Raw genomic sequence first — 20699 nt, forward strand, 5'->3', positions numbered from 1 at the left:
CCTCTATTTTTACTATTGTAACAAATGTACACAAAAAGCGAAAGTAGCTCGCTCAGAATCTTTGGACATTGGAACTCCCGACAGAGAAGCGTTTTTTGCTTCGTTCGAGGGAGTGAAATGACCAATAAAAAGAAAAACGGCCCCGCTTTTCATCAAAGCGAAGCCACTCTTTTCTTACTTACGCTTTTTCTTTTTCTTCTTGAATCCTGGTACGTTTTCAAAGAATCCTTTTTTCTTCTTGCCATTACCATCTTTTTTCCCTGGCTGACTAGCGGACGTGGATGCTGATGCTGATCCTCTTCCTGTGCTTTTACCTTTGCCACCACGGTCAAATTTTCTACCTGTACCGCGTTCGCCGCCGCGCTCATTACTGCGCTCGCTACGTCCACCCCGTTTCTTTCTGCCTGTTCTTGGCTGTTCGATAACGACTGGACGATCTTTGAACTTACGGCGAGGTGTACCTTTCATGCCAACGATTTCAAAGTCAATTGCGCGCTCGTCTTTGTTTACGTTAATAACGCGAATTGTAATTTCGTCACCGATGCGGAATACGTTACCTGTACGTTCTCCAATCATTGCGAAATGCTTCTCGTCGTAACGGTAGTAATCATCCGTTAAGTAACTAACGTGTACAAGACCTTCAATTGTATTTGGAAGCTCTACGAATAAACCGAAGTTTGTTACAGAGCTAATCATACCGTCATACTCTTCACCGATCTTATCGACCATATACTCTGCTTTTTTCATTTCGTCTGTTTCACGCTCTGCTTCAACAGCACGACGTTCCATATTAGAAGAGTGTTCTGCAATCTCTGGTAAGTTTTCACGCCATTTTGCTTGTGTTTCACTGTCGACTTTACCGTTAATGACGTATTCACGAATCAATCTATGAACGATCGTATCTGGGTAACGACGAATCGGCGATGTGAAATGCGTGTAGAACTCAGTTGATAAGCCGAAATGTCCTAAGCTTTCCGAATCGTAACGTGCTTGCTTCATAGAACGAAGCATAACCGTTGAAATTACTACTTCTTCAGGCTGTCCTTGAACCATTTCAAGGATTTGTTGTAATGCACGAGGATGTACTTCATTCGCACGTCCTTTTACCGCATATCCGAAGTTCGTTACAAACTCGAAGAATCGCTCTAACTTATCTTCTTTCGGATCTTCATGGACACGGTACATGAATGGTACGTTCATCCAGTGGAAGTGTTCTGCTACTGTTTCGTTCGCAACAAGCATAAATTCTTCAATTAACTTTTCTGATACAGAACGATCACGCATGACAACATCAGTCGGTTTTCCTTCTTCATCCACTAATACTTTTGCTTCTTTAAAGTCAAAGTCAATTGCACCACGGCGCATACGCTTTTCACGTAAAATTTGTGCCAATTGACCCATCTCTTTAAACATTGGTACTAATGGTTCATAGCGCTTGATTAACTCTTCGTCCTCATCTTCTAAAATGCTTCTTACATCAGCATATGTCATACGCTCTGTCGTTTTAATCACACTTTGGAAAATCTCGTGTTTGACAACATCACCTAAGTTGTTGATTTCCATTTCACAAGAAAGTGTCAGACGGTCTACTTTCGGATTTAATGAACAAATACCGTTAGATAGACGGTGTGGAATCATTGGAATTACACGATCAACAAGATATACACTCGTCGCTCTTTCCGCTGCCTCAACATCAATTGGAGAACCTTCTTCAACGTAATGACTTACATCCGCAATATGAACACCAAGCTTGTAATTACCGTTCTCAAGCTTCGTTACTGTAACAGCATCATCTAAGTCCTTCGCGTCTGCACCATCAATCGTTACAATCATTTGGTCACGTAAATCACGGCGATCTTTCAAGTCTTCTTCTGAAATCGTTTCTGGTACACTGTTTGCATGCTCCATCACTTCCTCAGGAAATGCTAAAGGTAAATGATGTTTATGGATGACCGATAAAATATCTACTCCTGGATCATTTTTATGACCTAGAATTTGAATAACTTCACCTTCCGCACTTAAACGATTCTCTGGATAGCTCGTAATTTTAACAACTACTTTATGGCCTTCTACAGCACCCATGGATGCGCTTTTCAAGATGAAAATATCACTTGTCCAACGCTTATTGTCAGGTATAACAAACCCAAAGTTTTTCGATTCTGTATATGTACCAACTAGTTCTTTCGTTCCACGTTCTAAAATGCGTACAATTGAACCTTCTTGACGTGAACCACTTGATTGTGAACTAAGGCGTGCTAATACTGTATCACCGTGAAGTGCACCGTTTAATTCTGTAGGAGGAATGAAAAGATCATCATCTCCCGTTTTCTTCTCTTCTGGCACAACGAAAGCAAAGCCACGCGCATGTCCAATTAACTTACCACGCACTAAATTCATTTTTTCTGGAAGACCATAACGATTGCTACGTGTACGAATAACAAGTCCCTTCTCTTCCATCATTACAAGTGCCTTTACAAAATCTTTAAAGCCCTCAGAACCTTTAATTCCAAATGCCTCTTCTAACTCTTGTATCGTTAACGGTTTATACGCTTCTTCTCTCATAAATAATAACAACTTATCAATATGTTCTTGTGTGATTTCTTCCAAGCAAAAATACCTCCTTTAAACCCTTATATTATTTAGTGTATCCGAAAGATGGGGGATGTATAAAGCGAAAATTCAATACTCCCCTAATGATTTTTTTACAGTTTCCATAAAAATTTCCTTATGAAAAAAAGAGGCAACTAGATCTTACCAATCTAGTTGCTCCAAGAAGTTATATACATCCTCATGTAGCTCGTCACGTTGCTTATCCAGTGTAATGACATGCGTAGAGTCTTCATACCATTTAATGTCCTTTAACGTTGATTCTACACCATTATAAATAATGTTAGCACTATCCGTATTAATCATTTCATCATGACGCGCTTGTACAACAAACGTCGGTGCATAAATCATATCAACATTATTACGTACATCAGCAATTAGCTCTTGTAATGCTTTTAATGTATTCATCGGTGTCTGTTGGAATTCCAACATTTCTTGTTCAATTTGCTCTGGTGATTTTTGCTCACGCTTTTTATATTCGCGGGCATATGCCAATATACCTTGGTACATTGTTTCTTCACTCTTAATATACATCGGTGCACACATTGGTACCACACCTAAAACAGGGATTGTATATGCTAATTTCAGAGAAAATACTCCGCCTAGTGACAAACCAACGACAGCAATTTTCTCAAAGCCTTTATCTTTTAAAAGCTGATATGCCTCCGTTACATCTTGCCACCAATCTGTAGGACCTGTATGAACAAGTTCTTCTGGTGGTACGCCGTGTCCTTTATAAATTGGCGCATGACAAGTATAGCCTTTCTTTTCTAAGAAACGCCCTAACATACGTACATCAGCTGAGTTTCCTGTGAATCCATGTAGTAATAAAACAGCGCGGTCTCCACCCTCAAATGTAAATGGTTTCGGAGATGCTAATTTCATCATGTACTTCTCCTCTTTCTCTTCTGTAATCTAGTCGTATTCTTTCTATATCTTAGTGTACCATATTTATATTTCTATAATCTAATTAGAAACTTTTTTCAAATAACAAAATAAAAAAAGAAGAACCATTAGTACAAACTACTAACGCTTCTTCTTTCAATTCTATAAGTTTAAGTACGTAACAGCAATTGTTAATACAAAGAACAATACAGCTAAAACAATTGTAATACGGTTTAATACCGCTTCAATTCCACGTGCTTTTTGCTTACCAAATAATTGCTCTGCACCGCCGGAAATTGCACCTGAAAGGCCTGAGCTATTACTAGACTGCATAAGTACCATAACAATCATTAAAATCGATACAATAATAAGTAAAACGGATAATAACGTATGCACTTGGCGTACCTCCTACAAAGATTCAGTTATTTTAACTGTAGCATAAATCCTATAGAAAAGCGAGAGCTATAGAGTCGCTCTCGCTTTTCTTCTATTACATAAACATCATTGCAAATAACGGTCCGAGCAAACATGTCAAAATTGCTGTTAATGTCATTGTTACCGATCCAATAACACCTTCATGTTCGTTATTTTTCATTGCTCTCATAACACCCATAATATGAGAAGCACATCCAAATCCGATACCTTTACCAACCGAGTTTGTAACGCGGCTCCATTTTAATAAAATTGGACCTGTAATCGTTCCAGTAATACCTGCAATAACTACGAATGCCGCTGTTAAGGATGGAACACCACCAACTTGTTCAGAAACGCTCATCGCAACCGGCATTGTCACTGATTTTGGTAATGAAGATAAAATTAAACTTTTATCTGTTCCCATAAGTGAGGCAATAGCAAAATCACTCGCAATCGCAACTGTTGTACCTACTAATACTCCGCCCGCAATCGGTACAACATATTTTTGCAGCACATGACGTTGTTTGTAAAGCGGGATTGCAAATGCTACAACACCTGGTCCAAGTAACTTCGCAATCCAGCCACCACCGCTTTCCATATAATGTTGATATGGTATATCAAGCACAATAAATAAGAAAGCCATTAATCCTGTCGCTACAAGCATTGGAATAGTAAATGGTGTTGGAAATAATTGATAGATTTTTTTAGATAATTGATATAATAGCACCGTAAAAAGAACCCAACCGATTCCGATTAATATTTGACTCATCACGACTCTCTTTCCTTTCTATTCGCAAGATATTGCCCTGTATGTCCTGCGACAATGATAATTAAAAACGTACTCGCTACAACTGTAATGAAAAGAGAAATTCCTTTACTCATAAAAAAAGCACCGTAATTCATTAAGCCAAGCGTTGGCGGAATTAATAAAAACGGCATAATAGCGACGAGTGTTTCCGCTCCTAAATCAAACCATTTCACTGGAAGTACTTTTAGGCTAAGTAAAACAAGTAAAAGAAACATCCCAATCAAGCTTCCTGGAATTGGAATATTCAACATTTCTTGCACCCAAGTTCCAACCATATAAAACACATAAAGAGCAGCAATTTGGACAAGGATCTTTGTAAATTTCATGTTCATCATCCCTCATGTTTATACGATCTTCTGTTAATATCTTTATCATAGTATAAATTGTAAAAAGCTGCAATTTATCAACTTGACAACAAAAACCGCCTATGTTATACGCTTACAACCTTGATATGACTGCATTTCCAAACAAAAATTACGTCAAAAATATTGACCTAATATAAAAAGTTTTTATTTTCTGAATTTATGATACTATTATTTCAATAAAATAATCTTTTTATCCTTAAACTTACATATATATAAAGTGAAACTTTAATCAATGAAGGTGTCCTCATCCCTATTGATTATTAGCCCTCACCAAGCAAGTTTGTACGGGATAAACAAGATAGGTGGTGAACATATGCCCAAAAAAGTTCTCATTTTTTGTGACCCTGGGATTGATGATACGATGGCTCTCCTCTTAGCATTCTTTATCGATGAAATAGAAATAGTCGGTATCGTTGCTGATTACGGCAATGTTCCAAAAAAAATGGCCGTAGAAAATGCTCATTTTCTTACAAACGAAGTAGAGGGTAGAAATATCAAAATCTTTGGTGGGTCAGAACGGCCAATTACTGGTGCCCCTCCTGCTTTTTTTACAGATGTACACGGGAAACAGGGACTCGGCCCAATTATTCCAAAGGAGAATGTGACTAACGAAGAAATGGAGAATTTTTTTGAAGTTATTCCTCTTATTGAACAGTATAAAGATGAATTAATCATTGTAAGTTTAGGAAGACTTACCTCCCTAGCAATTTTATTTATCGTATGTAAACAATTAATGGAGCAAATTAAATCTTTCTACGTAATGGGCGGTGCTTTTCTCCATCCTGGTAATGTTACCCCTATTTCCGAAGCAAACTTTTATGGCGATCCTACTGCCGCTAATATAGTCCTTCAATCCGCAGCTAACATGTACATATACCCATTAAACGTCACCCAATACTCCATCATTACACCAGAAATGGCCGAATACATCGAGGCAAAAGGGAAAGCTCCACTTGTCAAACCGTTATTCGATCACTATTACTACGGATATTATAAAGACGCCCTACCACATTTAAAGGGCAGCCCCTTCCATGACACAATGCCAATACTCGCTTTACTTGATAACGCTATGTTTACATATCACAAATCACCTATCGTTGTCATGACAGAATCTTATGCACAGGGGGCAAGTATTGGAGAATTTCGCTCTTTAGGAGAATCTAAACCATTTATTGATTGGCCGAGTCATCAAATAGCAATTGATTTTGATTATAATCGCTTCTTCAAACATTTCATGTCACTTATGACGGGCGAACAATTTTAGCATAAAAAAACAGACCGTGATTTCTCACGGTCTGTCGTTTATTTTCTACAATTATCGTTTGATGTTATAGAAAGATTTTACACCATCGTAAACAGCGATTTCGCCTAGTTCGTCTTCGATGCGTAATAATTGGTTGTACTTAGCAATACGGTCAGTACGGCTCATAGAACCAGTTTTGATTTGGCCAGCGTTAGTTGCAACTGCGATGTCAGCGATTGTAGCATCTTCAGTTTCACCAGAACGGTGAGATACAACTGCTGTGTAACCAGCACGTTTAGCCATTTCGATAGCTTCGAAAGTCTCAGTTAAAGTACCGATTTGGTTAACTTTAATTAAGATTGAGTTAGAGATACCTTTTTCGATACCTTCAGCAAGTTTTTGAGTGTTAGTTACGAATAAGTCGTCACCAACTAATTGTACTTTATCACCGATACGCTCAGTTAATAATTTGTGACCATCCCAGTCGTTTTCGTCTAAACCATCTTCGATAGAGATGATTGGGAAGTCTTTACAAAGCTCTTCGTAGAAATCAACCATTTCTGCAGAAGTTAAGCCAGTACGGCCTTCGCCTGCAAGGTCATATTTACCAGTTTCTTTGTTGTAGAACTCAGAAGAAGCAACGTCCATTCCTAAGAATACGTTCTCGCCAGCTTTGTAACCAGCTTTTTCGATAGCTTCGATGATTACTTCTAGAGCTTCACGGTTAGAACCAAGGTTTGGAGCGAATCCACCTTCGTCACCTACTGCAGTATTAAGACCTTTGTCATGTAATACAGCTTTAAGTGCATGGAATACTTCAGCACCCATACGGATTGATTCTTTGAATGTTGGAGCGCCAACTGGTAAGATCATGAACTCTTGGAAGTCTACGTTGTTATCAGCGTGAGAACCACCGTTGATGATGTTCATCATTGGAGTTGGTAATTGTTTTGCATTGAATCCACCAAGGTAACGGTATAATGGAAGACCTACGAAGTCAGCTGCTGCGTGAGCTACTGCCATAGATACACCAAGGATAGCGTTAGCGCCTAGTTTACCTTTGTTTGGAGTGCCATCTAATTCGATCATAGCACGGTCGATACCAGCTTGGTCAGTTACATCGAAACCAGCGATTTCTGGAGCGATAATTTCGTTAACGTTGTTTACTGCGTTAATAACACCTTTACCAAGGTAACGAGATTTGTCACCGTCACGTAATTCTACTGCTTCGTGCTCACCAGTAGATGCACCACTTGGTACGATAGCGCGTCCGAAAGCGCCGCTTTCTGTGTAAACTTCTACTTCTACAGTTGGGTTACCACGAGAGTCAAGGACTTCGCGAGCATAAACATCAATAATTGTTGACATAATAAATTCTCTCCTTTTTATATAAGCAAATTATTTAATAATTGTTTTACCTGTCATTTCTTTCGGTTGTTCCACATTTAAAAGTGTAAGCATTGTTGGGGCGATATCTCCTAAAATACCACCTTCACGAAGCTCTACATCATTTTTTGTAACGATGAAAGGAACCGGGTTAGTTGTATGAGCTGTCATAGGCCCGCCATCAGCAGTTAACTCCTGATCAGCATTACCATGGTCAGCAGTAATAAGTGCTACACCATCTTTTGCAAGAATCGCTTCTACAACTTTTCCTAAACATTCGTCAGTTGCTTCTACTGCTTTAATTGTTGGTTCCATCATCCCAGAATGGCCAACCATATCACAGTTCGCAAAGTTAAGAATGATAACATCATGTTTATCATTTTCGATTTCATTTACTAAAGCGTCCGTTACTTCGTAAATGCTCATTTCAGGTTTCAAATCATACGTTGCAACCTTTGGTGAGTTAATTAAGATACGCTCTTCTCCTGGGAATTCAGCCTCACGACCACCGCTAAAGAAGAATGTAACGTGCGGATACTTTTCAGTTTCCGCGATGCGAAGTTGCTTTAATCCCGCTTGCGCAACAACTTCACCTAAAGTGTTATCAAGGTTCATTGGCTTAAATGCCACGTAACCATCTACAGTTTCACTGAAGTGTGTCATACAAACGAATTCAGGAATGTGAGGTACTTTTTCACCACGATCGAACTCACGGAAGTCTTCGTTTGTAAATACACGAGCAATTTGAATTGCACGGTCTGGACGGAAGTTATAGAAAATAACTGCATCATCATCATTGATTGTTGCAACTGGCGTGTTATCTTCGTTAACAATTACAGACGGCAATACGAATTCATCATAGATACCGTTCGCATAAGAGTCTTCTACACACTCTTCTGCTGATTTATAAGTAGGGCCTTCACCATTCACCATAGCACTGTAACATTTTTCTACGCGATCCCAACGCTTGTCACGGTCCATGGAGTAATAACGACCAGAGATAGTCGCGAATTGTCCTACACCTGTTTCTTTAATTACTTCATTTGTTGCATCGATATAACCTTTTGCTGTTTGTGGTCCAACATCGCGGCCATCTAAGAACGCATGGATATAAACTTTCTCCACGCCTTCTTTTGCTGCTAAGCGAAGAAGAGCAAACATATGGTTCATGTGACTGTGCACACCACCGTCAGAAAGTAAACCGAATAAATGAAGAGCAGTACCTTTTTCTTTCACGCTTTTAATTGCATTTTGGAATGTTTCGTTCTGATCGAACTCACCTTCACGAATTGCAACGTTTACGCGTGTTAAGCTTTGGTATACGATGCGGCCAGCACCGATATTTAAGTGACCAACCTCAGAGTTACCCATTTGACCTTCTGGAAGACCTACTTCCTCACCACAAGCTGTAAGCGTTGTATGAGGGAATTTGTTCCAGTAACCATCAAAATTAGGTTTCTTAGCTTGTGCTACAGCATTCCCATGAGTTTCTTCACGAAGTCCGAAACCGTCAAGAATGATTAAAGCTGTTGGCTTTCTCATTTTACCGCCCCCAGAAGACCTAAGAACGAAGCAGGCTCTAAGCTAGCACCGCCAACTAAAGCGCCGTCGATGTCAGATTGTGCCATATACTCTTTAATGTTTTCTGGTTTTACGCTACCGCCGTATTGAATACGAACAGCTTCTGCAGCTTCTGGAGAAACAGCTTCTGCAACAACTTTACGGATGTGCGCACATACTTCGTTTGCATCTGCAGAAGAAGATGATTTACCTGTACCGATAGCCCAGATTGGCTCATAAGCGATAACAGTTGCTTTAACTTGCTCTTCTGTTAAACCTGCAAGTGCTTTTGTCACTTGACCTGCTACTAGATCAAATGTTTTTCCGCTTTCGCGCTCTTCTAAAGTCTCACCACAACATACGATTGGTGTTAAACCATGTTCAAATGCTGCAAGAGTCTTTTTGTTTACTGATTCGTCTGTTTCAGCAAACATTTCACGACGCTCAGAGTGGCCAAGTACTACGTAGCCTACTTTTAAGTCGCTAAGTGCTACTGGGCTAATTTCGCCAGTGAATGCACCATTTTTTTCGAAGTGCATGTTTTGTGCACCTACTTGTAAGTCCGTTCCTTCAGTTGCCGCTACTAAGCGCTCTAAGAATAGAGCTGGAGAGCAAACTACTGCATCAACAGCTGAAGCTGCTGGGATTTGACCTTTAACTTCCTCTACGAAGCTAACTGCTTCAGATAGAGTTTTATTCATTTTCCAGTTACCTGCGATAATTGGTTTACGCATGCTTTGCACCGTCCTTTTTCTTTGGCTGCTACTTATTTGTCGTTAAGACAAACTACACCTGGAAGCTCTTTACCTTCCATGAATTCTAATGACGCACCGCCGCCAGTAGAAATGTGGCTCATTTTATCAGCCATACCGAATTTTTCAACAGCTGCTGCAGAGTCACCACCGCCGATAACAGAGTATGTATCTTCTGCATCTGCTAATGCTTGTCCTACTGCTTTTGTACCTTCTGCGAATGGAGTCATTTCGAATACACCCATTGGTCCATTCCATACAACAAGCTTAGAGTTTTTAATTACATCTGCATAAATTTCACGTGTTTTAGGACCGATGTCCACGCCTTCCCATGTAGAAGGAATAGAGTCGATACCAACGATTTGAGTTGTTGCAGTTTCAGAGAATTCCTCTGTGATTACAACATCAACTGGCATGTAGAAGTTTACGCCTTTTTCTTTTGCAAGTTGCATAAATTCTTTAGCTAGTTCAATCTTGTCGTCTTCACATAGAGATAGACCAATTTCATGACCTAAAGCTTTAACGAATGTGTAAGCAAGTCCGCCACCGATGATTAAGTTATCTACTTTGTCTAATAGATGACGAATTACACCGATTTTATCTTTTACTTTCGCACCACCAATGATAGCTGTGAATGGACGTTCTGGGTTAGAAAGTGCTTTACCAAGTACATCTAACTCTTTTTCCATTAATAAACCAGATACTGCTGGTAGGTAGTCTGCGATTCCTGCTGTAGAAGCGTGAGCACGGTGAGCTGCACCGAATGCATCGTTTACGAAGATGTCAGCAAGAGCTGCAAATTCTTTCGCAAGTTCTGCATCGTTCTTTTCTTCGCCCGCATAGAAACGTACGTTTTCAAGAACTAATACGTCGCCTTCGTTCATTGCTGCAACCATTTCTTGTGCAACTGGTCCGAATGCTTCGTCTGCTTTTTTAACATCTTTACCAAGAAGCTCGCCTAAACGTGCTGCTACTGGAGTAAGACGTAATTCTTCTACTGCTTGACCTTTTGGACGGCCTAAGTGGCTTGCTAAAATAACTTTCGCACCTTGCTCTACTAAATATTGAATTGTAGGAAGAGCTGCACGGATACGAGTTTCATCTGTAATTTTGCCTTCTTTCATAGGTACGTTGAAATCAACGCGGCAAAATACACGCTTACCTTTTAAATCTACGTCACGAATTGATTTTTTGTTCATTGGATTTCCCTCCGACTACTAGTTAGGATTGACAAAACCCATTCAAAAGCTTAACACATTTGCTTCTAAAACGAAAGAAGAGAGAGAGGGAACAAACCCTCTCCCTCGTTTTGTCATTGATTGCTTATATACTTAAGAATTAAAGACCTTTAGAAGTCATGTATGCAGCTAGGTCTACTACGCGGTTAGAGTAACCAGTTTCGTTATCGTACCAAGAAAGTACTTTAACCATGTTACCTTCCATTACCATTGTAGATAATGCATCGATTGTAGAAGAAGCTGTACATCCGTTATAGTCGATAGATACTAATGGCTCTTCGCTGTATCCAAGGATACCTTTTAATTCGCCTTCAGCTGCTGCTTTGAATGCTGCGTTTACATCTTCAACTGTTACTTCTTTGTCAAGTTCAACAACTAAGTCAACAAGAGAAACGTTAGCAGTTGGAACACGTACAGCGCCACCGTTTAATTTACCTTTAAGTTCTGGTAATACTAATGCTACAGCTTTAGCAGCACCAGTAGATGTTGGGATCATGTTTTCAGCTGCTGCACGAGCACGACGTAAATCTTTGTGTGGTAAGTCTAAGATTTGTTGGTCGTTAGTGTAAGAGTGAATTGTTGTCATCATTCCGCGTTTTACGCCGAATTTTTCGTTTAATACTTTAGCGAATGGAGCTAGACAGTTTGTAGTACAAGAAGCGTTAGATACTACATTGTGGTTAGCTGCATCGTATTGTTCGTGGTTAACACCCATAACTACAGTGATATCTTCGTCAGAAGCTGGAGCTGAGATGATAACTTTCTTAACTGATCCACCTAAGTGTTTCTCAGCGTCTGATTTTTTAGTGAAACGGCCAGTAGATTCTACTACTACTTCTACTCCGTAGTCGCTCCATGGTAATTGAGCTGGGTCACGCTCAGCGATAACTTTAATTTCTTTACCGTTAACAACGATGCTGTTTTCGTTAGCAGATACTTCTGCATTTAAAGTTCCGTGAACTGTGTCATATTTTAAAAGGTGAGCTAATGTTTTAGCATCTGTTAAGTCGTTGATTGCTACTACTTCTACCTCAGAGTTGTTAAGAGCTGCGCGGAATACGTTACGTCCGATACGTCCAAATCCATTAATACCAATTTTAGTCATTTGAATTTCCTCCTTGGGGGATTATATTAAAGGGTAATACCCTTTGTTAATTGTTTTGCTGCACCTTCATCTGTAATTAGAATTGAAGTGTGCCCTTGCTTTATTACAGCCTGTATTGCCTTTGCCTTTGAAGAACCTCCAGCGACTGCAACAACGTGAGATACATTTTGTAAATCTTCAAGTTGCATACCAACTGTTCTTACTTTATGAACAACATTTCCTTGTTCATTAAAGTAGTAACCGAAAGCTTCGCCAACTGCTTCGTTTGATTGAATCTTTAACCAATCTGCTTCCGAAGTACTTCTGCGACGTGCCATTGTTAACGCATCACCGATTCCATGAATGACGATATTGGAAGATCGAATCAACTCAAGAACTTCTTTCACGGAGGGCTCTGTCACAATAGACGCATATGCTTCGCTACTAACATGGTCTGGAACATACAATAAGCGATAATTACTCATCGTATTTTGCGCCATCTTGGCACAAATGGTATTGGCTTCTAATTCAACACCTTCTCCAATTCCACCACGTGCTGGGACAAATAGCATATGTAAATCTTTGCAATCAAGTTGCATCATGTCCGCAGCAGCAGCTAGCGTAGTTCCTCCAGCCACAGCAACGATATTATTCGCTGTCAGACGGTCTTTTATACAAGTCACACAAGCACGGCCCATCTCCAGTTTGACCCACGGCGATTCATCACTATCACCAGGGACAACGAAAACTTCATCCAAGTCTAATGTTTCCTTAAGTTGCTTTTCTAAAACCTTTAACCCGGAAATTTCTTTCATAAAGTCTTCCAAAGCAAGAACTAAAGCTGTTCCTTCTTCTGTCAAAGTCATTCCAGAAGAAGCGACGTGAACTAAGTTTTGTTCTTTCAAAACTTGAACTTCACTTCGCAATACTCGTTCTGTCATACCGAGACTTGCTGATAAGTTTCTTCTTCCAATCGGCTGCATGAGCCTAATGTATTGAAGAATTTGCATTCTCGTTTGCATAACAGGTAGCAGATCAGGTAATAATTTTTTTGTGTTCTGAATCCATGAGCGCATATCTTTTCTCCTCACTACATTGGTTCATTTTTCCCTTGTGGTCACTTTACGTCCCGTAGTGACATTTTGTGTCCCACATAGGTTAAAAAAATAATCCCTGCTACGTGTATTATTGTAACAGGAGATAGAAACTTATTCAACTCTTAACTGCATTCTTTATATAGTTTATTATGACACCTTTGTGAATGTTACCATATTCTACTTGTTTTCCGCCTATTTCTACAACCGGAATCATTAAATGATATTTTTCTAAAAGGTCATTATCTTCATATATATCTATTTCCTCGATTTGAAAAGAATATTCACATTGTACTTCTTGTAAAACTTGTTTCGCCTGCACGCAAAGACCACAATCTACTTTTGTATATAGTACAACTTTCATCTTCTTCACCTATCCGATCGTTTTTCGTAATGATGAAGCTGGGATATGCATTTGTTCTCTATACTTCGCCACTGTTCTTCGAGAAATAACAATTTCATGCTCTTCTTCTAATAATTTTGAAATCTTTTGATCTGAGAGTGGCTTTTTCTTGTTCTCTGCTTCCACAAGCGTTTGAATAAACTGTTTCACTCGCTTCGTTGAAACTGCCTCATCCTCTGTCGTCGAAACTGCATTACTAAAGAACGATTTCATCTCAAATAAACCGTGTGGTGTTTGCACATACTTATTTCTTGTTGCACGACTAATCGTAGACTCATGCACACTTAGCTCTTCCGCCACCTCTTTTAAAGCGAGTGGCTTCAAATACGCTGGACCTTCCCAAAAGAAATCACGTTGTTTTTCCATAATAATCGTCATCACTTGCAGAAGTGTTTGTTTTCTCTGTTTCAAACTGCGCATAATCCATTGCACATGCTGATACTTTTCTGAAACGTAAGATGCTACTTCACTTTCACTATTATTAAGAAGTGCACTGTACTCAGAGTGAATTTCAATTCTCGGCATATTTCTCTCATTCATCTGTAAAACGAGGCGATCGCCTTCTTTTTTCACTGCCATGTCAGGCACAATATACAGTGGTTTATCCGAAGAATACGCAAGGCCTGGTTTCGGCTGCAATGATGTAATACAGTTCACCGCGGATTGTAATTCTTCATTACTACACTTCAGCACATGAACGAGCTTTCGCCAATCCTTCTTCACGAAATAAGCAAAGTGCTCCTCTACAATATCTTCCGCTAATCCATCCCTTCTTTGTAAGCGCTTCAATTGCAAGATTAGACATTCCTGAATATTACGTGCTCCTACCCCTGCCGGCTCAAGTGATTGGACAATCTCTACAGAGCGATCGACTACATGAAGCGGTGCAGAAAGGAGATCTGCTAACTCTTCATTCGTTTCTTGTAAATACCCATTTCCATCCATGTTCATAATAATGAAAGAAGCTACTTTTCGCTCTTCTTCTTCTATTTTATAATACTGTATTTGATTTAATAAATGTTGCTGAATCGTCATGGAATCCACACTGTAGATTTCCATCTGATTCTCGACTTGTTTGCTGGTACTTTTACTTTTGTTAGAGCTCTTCTTCTTCTCCCTCTCAAAACCACCTAACTCAATAAGGGGATTCTCTAACGATTGCTCATACAAAAACTCCGATAATTCTTGTACATTATACTGAAGCATTGTAATCGCTTGCCTTAACTCTTGTGTCATTGCCAAACGTAAGCTTTGTTCTTGTAAAAGACTTGCCTTCAAACTAATCTCCCCCTTGTTTCTATTGTACAATAAGTTTGGTAAAAGGAGAATCCTATCGCAGACACCCATTCCAAAATATTATTAATTTATATGTATTAATGAGATTTACAACTTACAACCGAAATTTGAATAATATTGAAAGAAAATAATAGTGCGCAAAAATTAGAACCACATACTAATAGTAAATCTTATCACTAGATATAACAATAGGGAAATAAAAAAAGAAGATAGAATAAAACTCTATCTTCTCGTGTATAAAACAATAAAATTTCATAGAAAACAACAAATCTTTAACTATAAATATTGAAAGAACTAAATTTATAACGTAAAATTTCCCATTATATACAACAATTAGAACGGGAGATGAATCATGCAAAAAACACTTCGAAGTATACCTTCATTAGGAGTTAACCTGGCATCATGTATCATTCTGCTAATCATGTGTTGGAGTATCTTTCAACAACAAGATTTGGCATTTAGTCCTTTTATCATCTTTGGGATATGTACTTTCATCATTTTCATATATGCCCTCGTTTTCTTAACAAGAAATATAAGCACAAAAAAATACGTCTATACGATAAGCATCGTTTATCTACTGATATCTATCATAATTATTAAATTAGTCCCTTCGTCTCCAATTTCTGATTTTCAGTACATGTTGGATGGAGCTAAAGAATTAGCCGCTGGCAACATGAAAGCCATTAAGGATAATCAGTACTTCTTTTGGAATACTACTCAGTTGGGCTTTACAATTTACGAGGCACTTGTTCTTACATTAACCTCACATAGTTACTTTGCCTTACAGTTCTTGAATATTGTGTATACATTGCTAACAGGTTTAGCTATTTTTTACATAGCTAAACACCGATTAAACAATGAAACCTTCGGGCGATTTGGTTTCATTTTATACGTAACATCTATTAACTTATTTTTACTAGTCCCTGTGCTCACAAATCAGCATCTTTCTATGATGTTGTTTTCTTGGGGAACGTATCACCTATTAGCACGCGATGAAAATAAAAATTACATAAATATGGTTTTTGGTGGTCTGCTATTCGCTTTAGGAAATATTATTTATCCTATTGGGATCCTATTTTTAATAGCTGCCGGGCTTTTCCTTTTATTCTTTCACAGCAATATTTTAAAAAGGAATTTCATTTCTTCTATAACATTTATTTCTACATACTTAGTTATCTTATATACTTTAGCCTATATTCCTGTAATGCTTAATATTTCACATAACCCAATAACCAATGCGGATTCTGGCTGGAAATTTGTTATAGGCTTGAATAAAGAATCTAACGGCCAATATTCCTTAGAGGACTTCGCTAAATTAAGACAAAGTATTGTCGATTTTGATATAGAGGAACATAATCGAATTCAAAAACAATTAATTAAAGAAAGAACCGAAAATTTAACCGACCTTATCCCTCTTATGAACAAAAAAAATATTATTATGTGGGGTAGTCCAACAGATTCTTATGCATATATCCCTATAAATGATATCGCCAGAAATACTATCAACGATGTTTCATTTATAAAACTAGACTTTATACACTATGTATCGATTATGTTGCTGAGCATGGGTTCTGTCCTTATTTTTCTTTTCAGTTCTCCATTTAAAAATTTAAACATGAAGTATTTTCAAATTCTGATTATCGGTGCTTTTCTCATTTACTTAGTGACTGAAGTTCAAATTCGTTATCGCTATTTCTTCTTCCCGATCTTCATTATACTTGCAGCCTTTACTTTGCAATATATAATGAATTTATCATTATTTAAAATGAATAAAGCGCAAGCTGGTTCAACGGCATCAACTGATTCATAACCCTTACCAATCTGGTATTTACAGGACAAACAATACAATTATTGAATAAAAAAATCCCTAACTTACAACGATGTAAGTTAGGGATTTTTAACGCGCCCAGAGGGATTCGAACCCCCGGCAGACGTGGTACCGGAAACCACCGCTCTATCCGACTGAGCTATGGGCGCATGATTATAAAATATACTTCATTTTCTCTTCATAATAATAGCAATAAAAACCATTTAAATCAATAAAAACTCTTTGATAACACATTGTACGTACGCTTTTTCCTGCATAAAAACGCCCCCTAATTTCTACATTTAGGAGGCAATTCTTAACCATCTTATTTATCTAGTTTCTTTTTAATCCCTTTTGGAATTTCATTTGGCTGTACTTCTTGGTATGTTTCAATATATTCACCTTTTATTTTAACCTTTACATATGCCCCTTCTCTAAGTCCACGCGGCGCATAAAACTTAACATCTCTTTCTTCACCCGAAGCGGATTAACCAGTAAATTTATAGTCTCCAGCTACCTCTCCAACTGTGGATAATCGGCCGGATTCTTTCGCTTTTACATATACAAAGTCTTCTTTCACAAGCGGATTATATCTATCAATCACCTCATTATGAGAAAAACTTGCCACACCAATAACTAATATAAAAATTCCAATTAAACCCATTCCCCTCTCCTTAACATATCCTTTTAACTTGCTTTACATTCTTTATTCTAGGAGAAAAAGTTTTTCCACTATCGCTTACCCTTACATATTCATTACAAAATTGTAATCTACACGTGTAATACACCTAAATTTTCCAATCATAAATTCACCTCAACTCACAAATTATAATCTTTGAATTGATATTCCAAAGGGGGCTTCATTCAATGACTGTAATTACAAAACTAAAGCAAACTGTTTCTGGATTAAAAAGTGCACAAGCTAGCTTAGAGGGATTCGCTCTTGATACGGATAACCAACAAGCAAAACAACTTTTCCAAACAGCTGCAGAGCAAACGCAAACTATTATTGATTCTTTAAACCCACGCGTTGAAGAAGTCCAACAAGAAGAACCACAATATTCACAGCAATAACCGAAAGTACCATTTCATCTAATGGTACACAATTTGAGAAAAAGGGTGATATGCAATCATCCTTTTTCTCACATTACATAATGCAATAGAAATGGAATGATTATAATGCGAAAACTCGGAATCATAACCGCGTTATTTATGCTGCTATTCGGTTCACTTACCGGATGTGATAATAGCCCGTTAGATAAAAAGGTAAAGAAAGAAGAAGCGAAGCGAACAGATGAGAAAAAAGGTCCTAAATTAACAAAAATGAGTACAGAATCCTTTAATCAATCTATATCGCAAGACGCTAAGAAAAAAGCTCTTGGTATGGAAGGAATTATAGAAGCTACCGCAGTTAATACAAATTTAGATCTTTACATAGCCATCAAACCTGAACATCACGAAAGATTTGGTTTAAAACCTTTACGAAGTAAATTAAAAAAGAAACTAAGTGATGAAAATCCTACTTTCGATATTCGTGTAAGTACAGACAAAAAGATCTTTATACTCATAGAAGAACTTGAAAACAAAATTAAGAAAAATAAAGTAAGTAACGACGGCATCAAAAAACAACTGAAACTCATTCAATCAGAAATGGGATCTAATATTTAAGCTTTCTAATAGAGAAGGAAGGATTCAAATGTCTAGTAAAGATAAAAACCTAACACCTGTACAACAAGAATATAAAAAATTCGAACAACAGCGCGAACCGAAACGCCCCGTTTTAAAAAATTGTATAAAAGCTTTTTTCGTCGGCGGATTCATTTGTCTAATAGGCCAACTGATTTCTACCTTTTATATTACGTATTTTGATTTCACTGAACGCTCTGCCGGAAACCCTACCGTTGCAACTCTTATTTTTATCTCCATGCTACTGACGGGATTTGGCGTCTACGATCGCCTTGGACAATTTGCTGGTGCTGGTACCGCAGTTCCCGTTACTGGATTTGGTAACTCTGTTATTGCCGCATGTATTGAACACCGTACAGAAGGATTCGTTCTTGGCGTTGGTGGTAACATGTTTAAACTAGCAGGATCAGTCATCTTATTTGGCGTATTTTCCGCTTTCGTCATCGCACTTATTAAAACGATTCTCGTTCAATGGGGAGGGTTATAAATGTTACAAGGACACCGAACATGGGTATTCGAAAACAAACCAGTTATTATTTCAACAGGTGTAATCGGTGGCCCCTTTGAGGCAAAGGGGAAAATCCCTGAAGACTTCGATACCCTTCATGAAGATTTATGGCTCGGACAAGATTCCTACGAAAAAGCACATAAAATTTTGTTTGAAGAAGCTTGTAGCCGTGCTACAGAAAAAGCGAGACTTAGGAAAGATGATATTCAATTCGTTCTCGCTGGAGATTTAATTAACCAAATTACGCCTACTAGCTTTGCATGCCGCACACTTGGCACACCTTATCTCGGATTATTTGGCGCTTGCTCTACTTCTATGGAAGGTTTAGCGCTCGGTGCAAGTATCGTAAATGCAAAAGGCGCAAAATATTTATTAACTGGAGCTTCAAGCCATAACGCTGCTGTGGAAAAACAATTTCGTTATCCAACTGAATATGGTGGTCAAAAACCTCCTACGGCCCAGTGGACAGTAACTGGTGCGGGCGCAGCTATTTTAAGCGATACAGGACATGGCCCAAGAGTAACTTCCGCCACAATTGGGCGCATTGTTGATATGGGATTAACTGATCCATTTAATATGGGAGGTGCAATGGCCCCTGCTGCTGTCGATACAATTGAAGCTCATTTAAGAGAAAGAAATCTTGATGCATCTCACTATGATTTAATCGTAACAGGCGACCTCGGACATGTTGGACGCGAAATTGCTTATGACTTACTACATAAACATGGGACAAAAGTAACGAGTGAACAATTTCAAGACTGCGGACTACTCATTTATAGAGAAGGTCAACCTGTAATAGCCGGCGGAAGTGGTCCAGGCTGTTCAGCGACAGTCGTATACGGTCACTTATTAAACCGAATGAAAAGAGGAGAATTCAAAAAAATACTTGTCGTTGCGACAGGCGCTTTACTATCTCCACTTACATTCCAACAAGAAGAAACGATTCCGTGTATCGCCCACGCCGTTTCGATTGAATTTGGAGGTGCAACGCAATGATTTTCTTCTGGGCTTTTGTAATCGGTGGACTTATATGTGTAATTGGACAACTTATGTTTGATGTCGGCAAACTAACACCAGCTCATACAATGGCAACACTCGTTGTTGCTGGAGCTATATTAGACGGATTCAATTTGTATGAACCACTAATTGATTTCGCCGGGGCTGGGGCAACTGTACCTATTACAAGCTTTGGAAACGCCCTCGTTCACGGCGCGATGGAAGAAGCTGCAAAACATGGAATCGTCGGCGTAATTACTGGTATGTTTAAAGTAACGAGCGCAGGTGTATCAGCAGCGATTATTTTCGGCTTCATTGGAGCATTACTATTTAAACCGAAAGGATAAGAGGTGTTTGCATGACTGTTATCGCTAGCGTAAAAACTTGTCTTGCTAGTTTAAGGGGCGCTCAAGCAAGTTTAAGCTCCCTTTCATTAAATTCACAGGATGAAGAATCAAAACGCGTATTTCATGAATGTATGTTAGAAATGGACAGCGTCATCGCTGATGTAAAAGATAGAGTTTCAGTATTAGAACGTGAAGAACCTCAATATAAAGGGTTTTAAGT

Annotated in this window: 22 protein-coding genes, 1 tRNA gene and 1 pseudogene; 8 read left to right on the forward strand and 16 right to left on the reverse strand. The window is 38.5% G+C overall.

The genetic code is table 11. The features are described from left to right. Window positions 1–174: 174 nt before the first annotated feature. The 5 genes from rnr to JDS81_RS13670 form a co-directional block, all read right to left on the reverse strand. Window positions 175–2607 carry a ribonuclease R gene (rnr, locus tag JDS81_RS13650; RefSeq protein ID WP_070173931.1) on the reverse strand — a complete coding sequence of 811 codons (2433 nt, stop codon included), beginning with the start codon at window positions 2605–2607 and terminating at the stop codon, window positions 175–177. Between the two features lie 144 nt (window positions 2608–2751). After that, the gene (gene estA / locus JDS81_RS13655) at window positions 2752–3492 is read right to left on the reverse strand and encodes a carboxylesterase (protein ID WP_000761983.1); all 741 of its coding nucleotides are present in this window, start codon (window positions 3490–3492) and stop codon (window positions 2752–2754) included. 162 nt (window positions 3493–3654) lie between these two features. Further along, the gene (secG, locus tag JDS81_RS13660) at window positions 3655–3888 is read right to left on the reverse strand and encodes a preprotein translocase subunit SecG (RefSeq protein WP_000557263.1); all 234 of its coding nucleotides are present in this window, start codon (window positions 3886–3888) and stop codon (window positions 3655–3657) included. Window positions 3889–3982: 94 nt separating this feature from the next. Continuing rightward, window positions 3983–4675, reverse strand: coding sequence for an LrgB family protein (locus JDS81_RS13665; protein WP_000078307.1), 693 nt, complete (start codon window positions 4673–4675; stop codon window positions 3983–3985). Continuing rightward, a complete protein-coding gene (locus JDS81_RS13670; protein WP_000673221.1) occupies window positions 4675–5040 on the reverse strand; it encodes a CidA/LrgA family holin-like protein in 366 nt (121 codons plus the stop codon). The genes JDS81_RS13665 and JDS81_RS13670 overlap by 1 nt, the downstream gene beginning before the upstream one ends. 352 nt (window positions 5041–5392) lie before the next feature. Here JDS81_RS13670 and JDS81_RS13675 point away from each other — a divergent pair, with 352 nt between their 5' ends. Then, on the forward strand, window positions 5393–6343 hold the full coding sequence (locus tag JDS81_RS13675) for a nucleoside hydrolase (RefSeq protein ID WP_016107231.1): 951 nt from the start codon (window positions 5393–5395) through the stop codon (window positions 6341–6343). 51 nt (window positions 6344–6394) lie between these two features. Here the strand turns inward: JDS81_RS13675 and eno are convergent, their stop codons facing one another. The 8 genes from eno to rpoN all read right to left on the reverse strand — a co-directional run bounded on the left by eno (window position 6395) and on the right by rpoN (window position 15117). Beyond that, a complete protein-coding gene (gene eno, locus JDS81_RS13680) occupies window positions 6395–7690 on the reverse strand; it encodes a phosphopyruvate hydratase (protein WP_000103946.1) in 1296 nt (431 codons plus the stop codon). A gap of 30 nt (window positions 7691–7720) precedes the next feature. Beyond that, window positions 7721–9250: a 2,3-bisphosphoglycerate-independent phosphoglycerate mutase gene (gene gpmI, locus JDS81_RS13685; protein WP_001231145.1), complete on the reverse strand. Its 1530-nt coding sequence runs from the start codon at window positions 9248–9250 to the stop codon at window positions 7721–7723. Then, complete coding sequence (tpiA, locus tag JDS81_RS13690; RefSeq protein WP_001231042.1) at window positions 9247–10002, reverse strand: triose-phosphate isomerase; 756 nt, start codon at window positions 10000–10002, stop codon at window positions 9247–9249. Before tpiA ends, gpmI begins: the two co-directional genes overlap by 4 nt. A 32-nt stretch (window positions 10003–10034) precedes the next feature. Further along, window positions 10035–11219 carry a phosphoglycerate kinase gene (locus JDS81_RS13695; protein WP_001036333.1) on the reverse strand — a complete coding sequence of 395 codons (1185 nt, stop codon included), beginning with the start codon at window positions 11217–11219 and terminating at the stop codon, window positions 10035–10037. A 139-nt stretch (window positions 11220–11358) separates the two neighbouring features. After that, the gene (gene gap / locus JDS81_RS13700) at window positions 11359–12363 is read right to left on the reverse strand and encodes a type I glyceraldehyde-3-phosphate dehydrogenase (protein ID WP_000161234.1); all 1005 of its coding nucleotides are present in this window, start codon (window positions 12361–12363) and stop codon (window positions 11359–11361) included. Window positions 12364–12389: 26 nt separating this feature from the next. Next, entirely contained in the window at window positions 12390–13418 is a 1029-nt protein-coding gene (gene cggR, locus JDS81_RS13705) for a gapA transcriptional regulator CggR (RefSeq protein WP_097954024.1), read from the reverse strand. A gap of 136 nt (window positions 13419–13554) precedes the next feature. After that, window positions 13555–13800 (reverse strand): glutaredoxin family protein, encoded by a 246-nt coding sequence (locus JDS81_RS13710; protein WP_000869744.1) that lies wholly within the window; start codon window positions 13798–13800, stop codon window positions 13555–13557. A gap of 9 nt (window positions 13801–13809) precedes the next feature. Next, window positions 13810–15117 carry an RNA polymerase factor sigma-54 gene (rpoN, locus tag JDS81_RS13715; RefSeq protein WP_000647945.1) on the reverse strand — a complete coding sequence of 436 codons (1308 nt, stop codon included), beginning with the start codon at window positions 15115–15117 and terminating at the stop codon, window positions 13810–13812. 370 nt (window positions 15118–15487) lie between these two features. On the opposite strand from rpoN, the gene JDS81_RS13720 reads away from it, so the two are divergent. Beyond that, the gene (locus tag JDS81_RS13720) at window positions 15488–16945 is read left to right on the forward strand and encodes a glycosyltransferase family 39 protein (RefSeq protein ID WP_097954025.1); all 1458 of its coding nucleotides are present in this window, start codon (window positions 15488–15490) and stop codon (window positions 16943–16945) included. 91 nt (window positions 16946–17036) lie between these two features. Here JDS81_RS13720 and JDS81_RS13725 read toward each other — a convergent pair. The 3 genes and pseudogenes from JDS81_RS13725 to JDS81_RS30395 form a co-directional block, all read right to left on the reverse strand. Next, window positions 17037–17112, reverse strand: a tRNA-Arg gene (locus JDS81_RS13725). A gap of 155 nt (window positions 17113–17267) precedes the next feature. Then, window positions 17268–17414: pseudogene (locus tag JDS81_RS30390) on the reverse strand (YxeA family protein); the annotation flags it as partial. A 15-nt stretch (window positions 17415–17429) separates the two neighbouring features. Next, window positions 17430–17606: a hypothetical protein gene (locus tag JDS81_RS30395; protein WP_000522888.1), complete on the reverse strand. Its 177-nt coding sequence runs from the start codon at window positions 17604–17606 to the stop codon at window positions 17430–17432. 203 nt (window positions 17607–17809) lie between these two features. On the opposite strand from JDS81_RS30395, the gene JDS81_RS13735 reads away from it, so the two are divergent. From JDS81_RS13735 to JDS81_RS13760, 6 genes are all read left to right on the forward strand, one after another. Further along, a complete protein-coding gene (locus JDS81_RS13735; RefSeq protein ID WP_000216160.1) occupies window positions 17810–18016 on the forward strand; it encodes a DUF1657 domain-containing protein in 207 nt (68 codons plus the stop codon). Window positions 18017–18121: 105 nt separating this feature from the next. Next, a complete protein-coding gene (locus JDS81_RS13740) occupies window positions 18122–18610 on the forward strand; it encodes a YhcN/YlaJ family sporulation lipoprotein (protein ID WP_097954026.1) in 489 nt (162 codons plus the stop codon). Window positions 18611–18638: 28 nt separating this feature from the next. Continuing rightward, window positions 18639–19115 carry a stage V sporulation protein AC gene (gene spoVAC / locus JDS81_RS13745; protein ID WP_000095411.1) on the forward strand — a complete coding sequence of 159 codons (477 nt, stop codon included), beginning with the start codon at window positions 18639–18641 and terminating at the stop codon, window positions 19113–19115. Next, the gene (spoVAD, locus tag JDS81_RS13750; protein ID WP_000938948.1) at window positions 19116–20132 is read left to right on the forward strand and encodes a stage V sporulation protein AD; all 1017 of its coding nucleotides are present in this window, start codon (window positions 19116–19118) and stop codon (window positions 20130–20132) included. It abuts the gene before it with no gap. Continuing rightward, entirely contained in the window at window positions 20129–20479 is a 351-nt protein-coding gene (spoVAE, locus tag JDS81_RS13755; RefSeq protein ID WP_000575919.1) for a stage V sporulation protein AE, read from the forward strand. The genes spoVAD and spoVAE overlap by 4 nt, the downstream gene beginning before the upstream one ends. A gap of 11 nt (window positions 20480–20490) precedes the next feature. After that, entirely contained in the window at window positions 20491–20697 is a 207-nt protein-coding gene (locus JDS81_RS13760) for a DUF1657 domain-containing protein (protein ID WP_000215895.1), read from the forward strand. Window positions 20698–20699: the final 2 nt, after the last annotated feature.

This window comes from Bacillus cereus group sp. N31 (assembly GCF_016483245.1).
GTDB classification, from domain to species: domain Bacteria; phylum Bacillota; class Bacilli; order Bacillales; family Bacillaceae_G; genus Bacillus_A; species Bacillus_A toyonensis.

What these genes read in the sequence shown, in the direction of transcription:
- estA (WP_000761983.1), bottom strand. Translation starts at nt 3,492, where the DNA reads ATGAAATTAGCATCTCCGAAACCATTTACATTTGAGGGTGGAGACCGC.
- JDS81_RS13665 (WP_000078307.1), bottom strand. Translation starts at nt 4,675, where the DNA reads ATGAGTCAAATATTAATCGGAATCGGTTGGGTTCTTTTTACGGTGCTA.
- JDS81_RS13670 (WP_000673221.1), bottom strand. Translation starts at nt 5,040, where the DNA reads ATGAAATTTACAAAGATCCTTGTCCAAATTGCTGCTCTTTATGTGTTT.
- JDS81_RS13675 (WP_016107231.1), top strand. Translation starts at nt 5,393, where the DNA reads ATGCCCAAAAAAGTTCTCATTTTTTGTGACCCTGGGATTGATGATACG.
- eno (WP_000103946.1), bottom strand. Translation starts at nt 7,690, where the DNA reads ATGTCAACAATTATTGATGTTTATGCTCGCGAAGTCCTTGACTCTCGT.
- gpmI (WP_001231145.1), bottom strand. Translation starts at nt 9,250, where the DNA reads ATGAGAAAGCCAACAGCTTTAATCATTCTTGACGGTTTCGGACTTCGT.
- tpiA (WP_001231042.1), bottom strand. Translation starts at nt 10,002, where the DNA reads ATGCGTAAACCAATTATCGCAGGTAACTGGAAAATGAATAAAACTCTA.
- JDS81_RS13695 (WP_001036333.1), bottom strand. Translation starts at nt 11,219, where the DNA reads ATGAACAAAAAATCAATTCGTGACGTAGATTTAAAAGGTAAGCGTGTA.
- gap (WP_000161234.1), bottom strand. Translation starts at nt 12,363, where the DNA reads ATGACTAAAATTGGTATTAATGGATTTGGACGTATCGGACGTAACGTA.
- cggR (WP_097954024.1), bottom strand. Translation starts at nt 13,418, where the DNA reads ATGCGCTCATGGATTCAGAACACAAAAAAATTATTACCTGATCTGCTA.
- JDS81_RS13710 (WP_000869744.1), bottom strand. Translation starts at nt 13,800, where the DNA reads ATGAAAGTTGTACTATATACAAAAGTAGATTGTGGTCTTTGCGTGCAG.
- JDS81_RS13720 (WP_097954025.1), top strand. Translation starts at nt 15,488, where the DNA reads ATGCAAAAAACACTTCGAAGTATACCTTCATTAGGAGTTAACCTGGCA.
- JDS81_RS30395 (WP_000522888.1), bottom strand. Translation starts at nt 17,606, where the DNA reads ATGGGTTTAATTGGAATTTTTATATTAGTTATTGGTGTGGCAAGTTTT.
- JDS81_RS13735 (WP_000216160.1), top strand. Translation starts at nt 17,810, where the DNA reads ATGACTGTAATTACAAAACTAAAGCAAACTGTTTCTGGATTAAAAAGT.
- JDS81_RS13740 (WP_097954026.1), top strand. Translation starts at nt 18,122, where the DNA reads ATGCGAAAACTCGGAATCATAACCGCGTTATTTATGCTGCTATTCGGT.
- spoVAC (WP_000095411.1), top strand. Translation starts at nt 18,639, where the DNA reads ATGTCTAGTAAAGATAAAAACCTAACACCTGTACAACAAGAATATAAA.
- spoVAD (WP_000938948.1), top strand. Translation starts at nt 19,116, where the DNA reads ATGTTACAAGGACACCGAACATGGGTATTCGAAAACAAACCAGTTATT.
- spoVAE (WP_000575919.1), top strand. Translation starts at nt 20,129, where the DNA reads ATGATTTTCTTCTGGGCTTTTGTAATCGGTGGACTTATATGTGTAATT.
- JDS81_RS13760 (WP_000215895.1), top strand. Translation starts at nt 20,491, where the DNA reads ATGACTGTTATCGCTAGCGTAAAAACTTGTCTTGCTAGTTTAAGGGGC.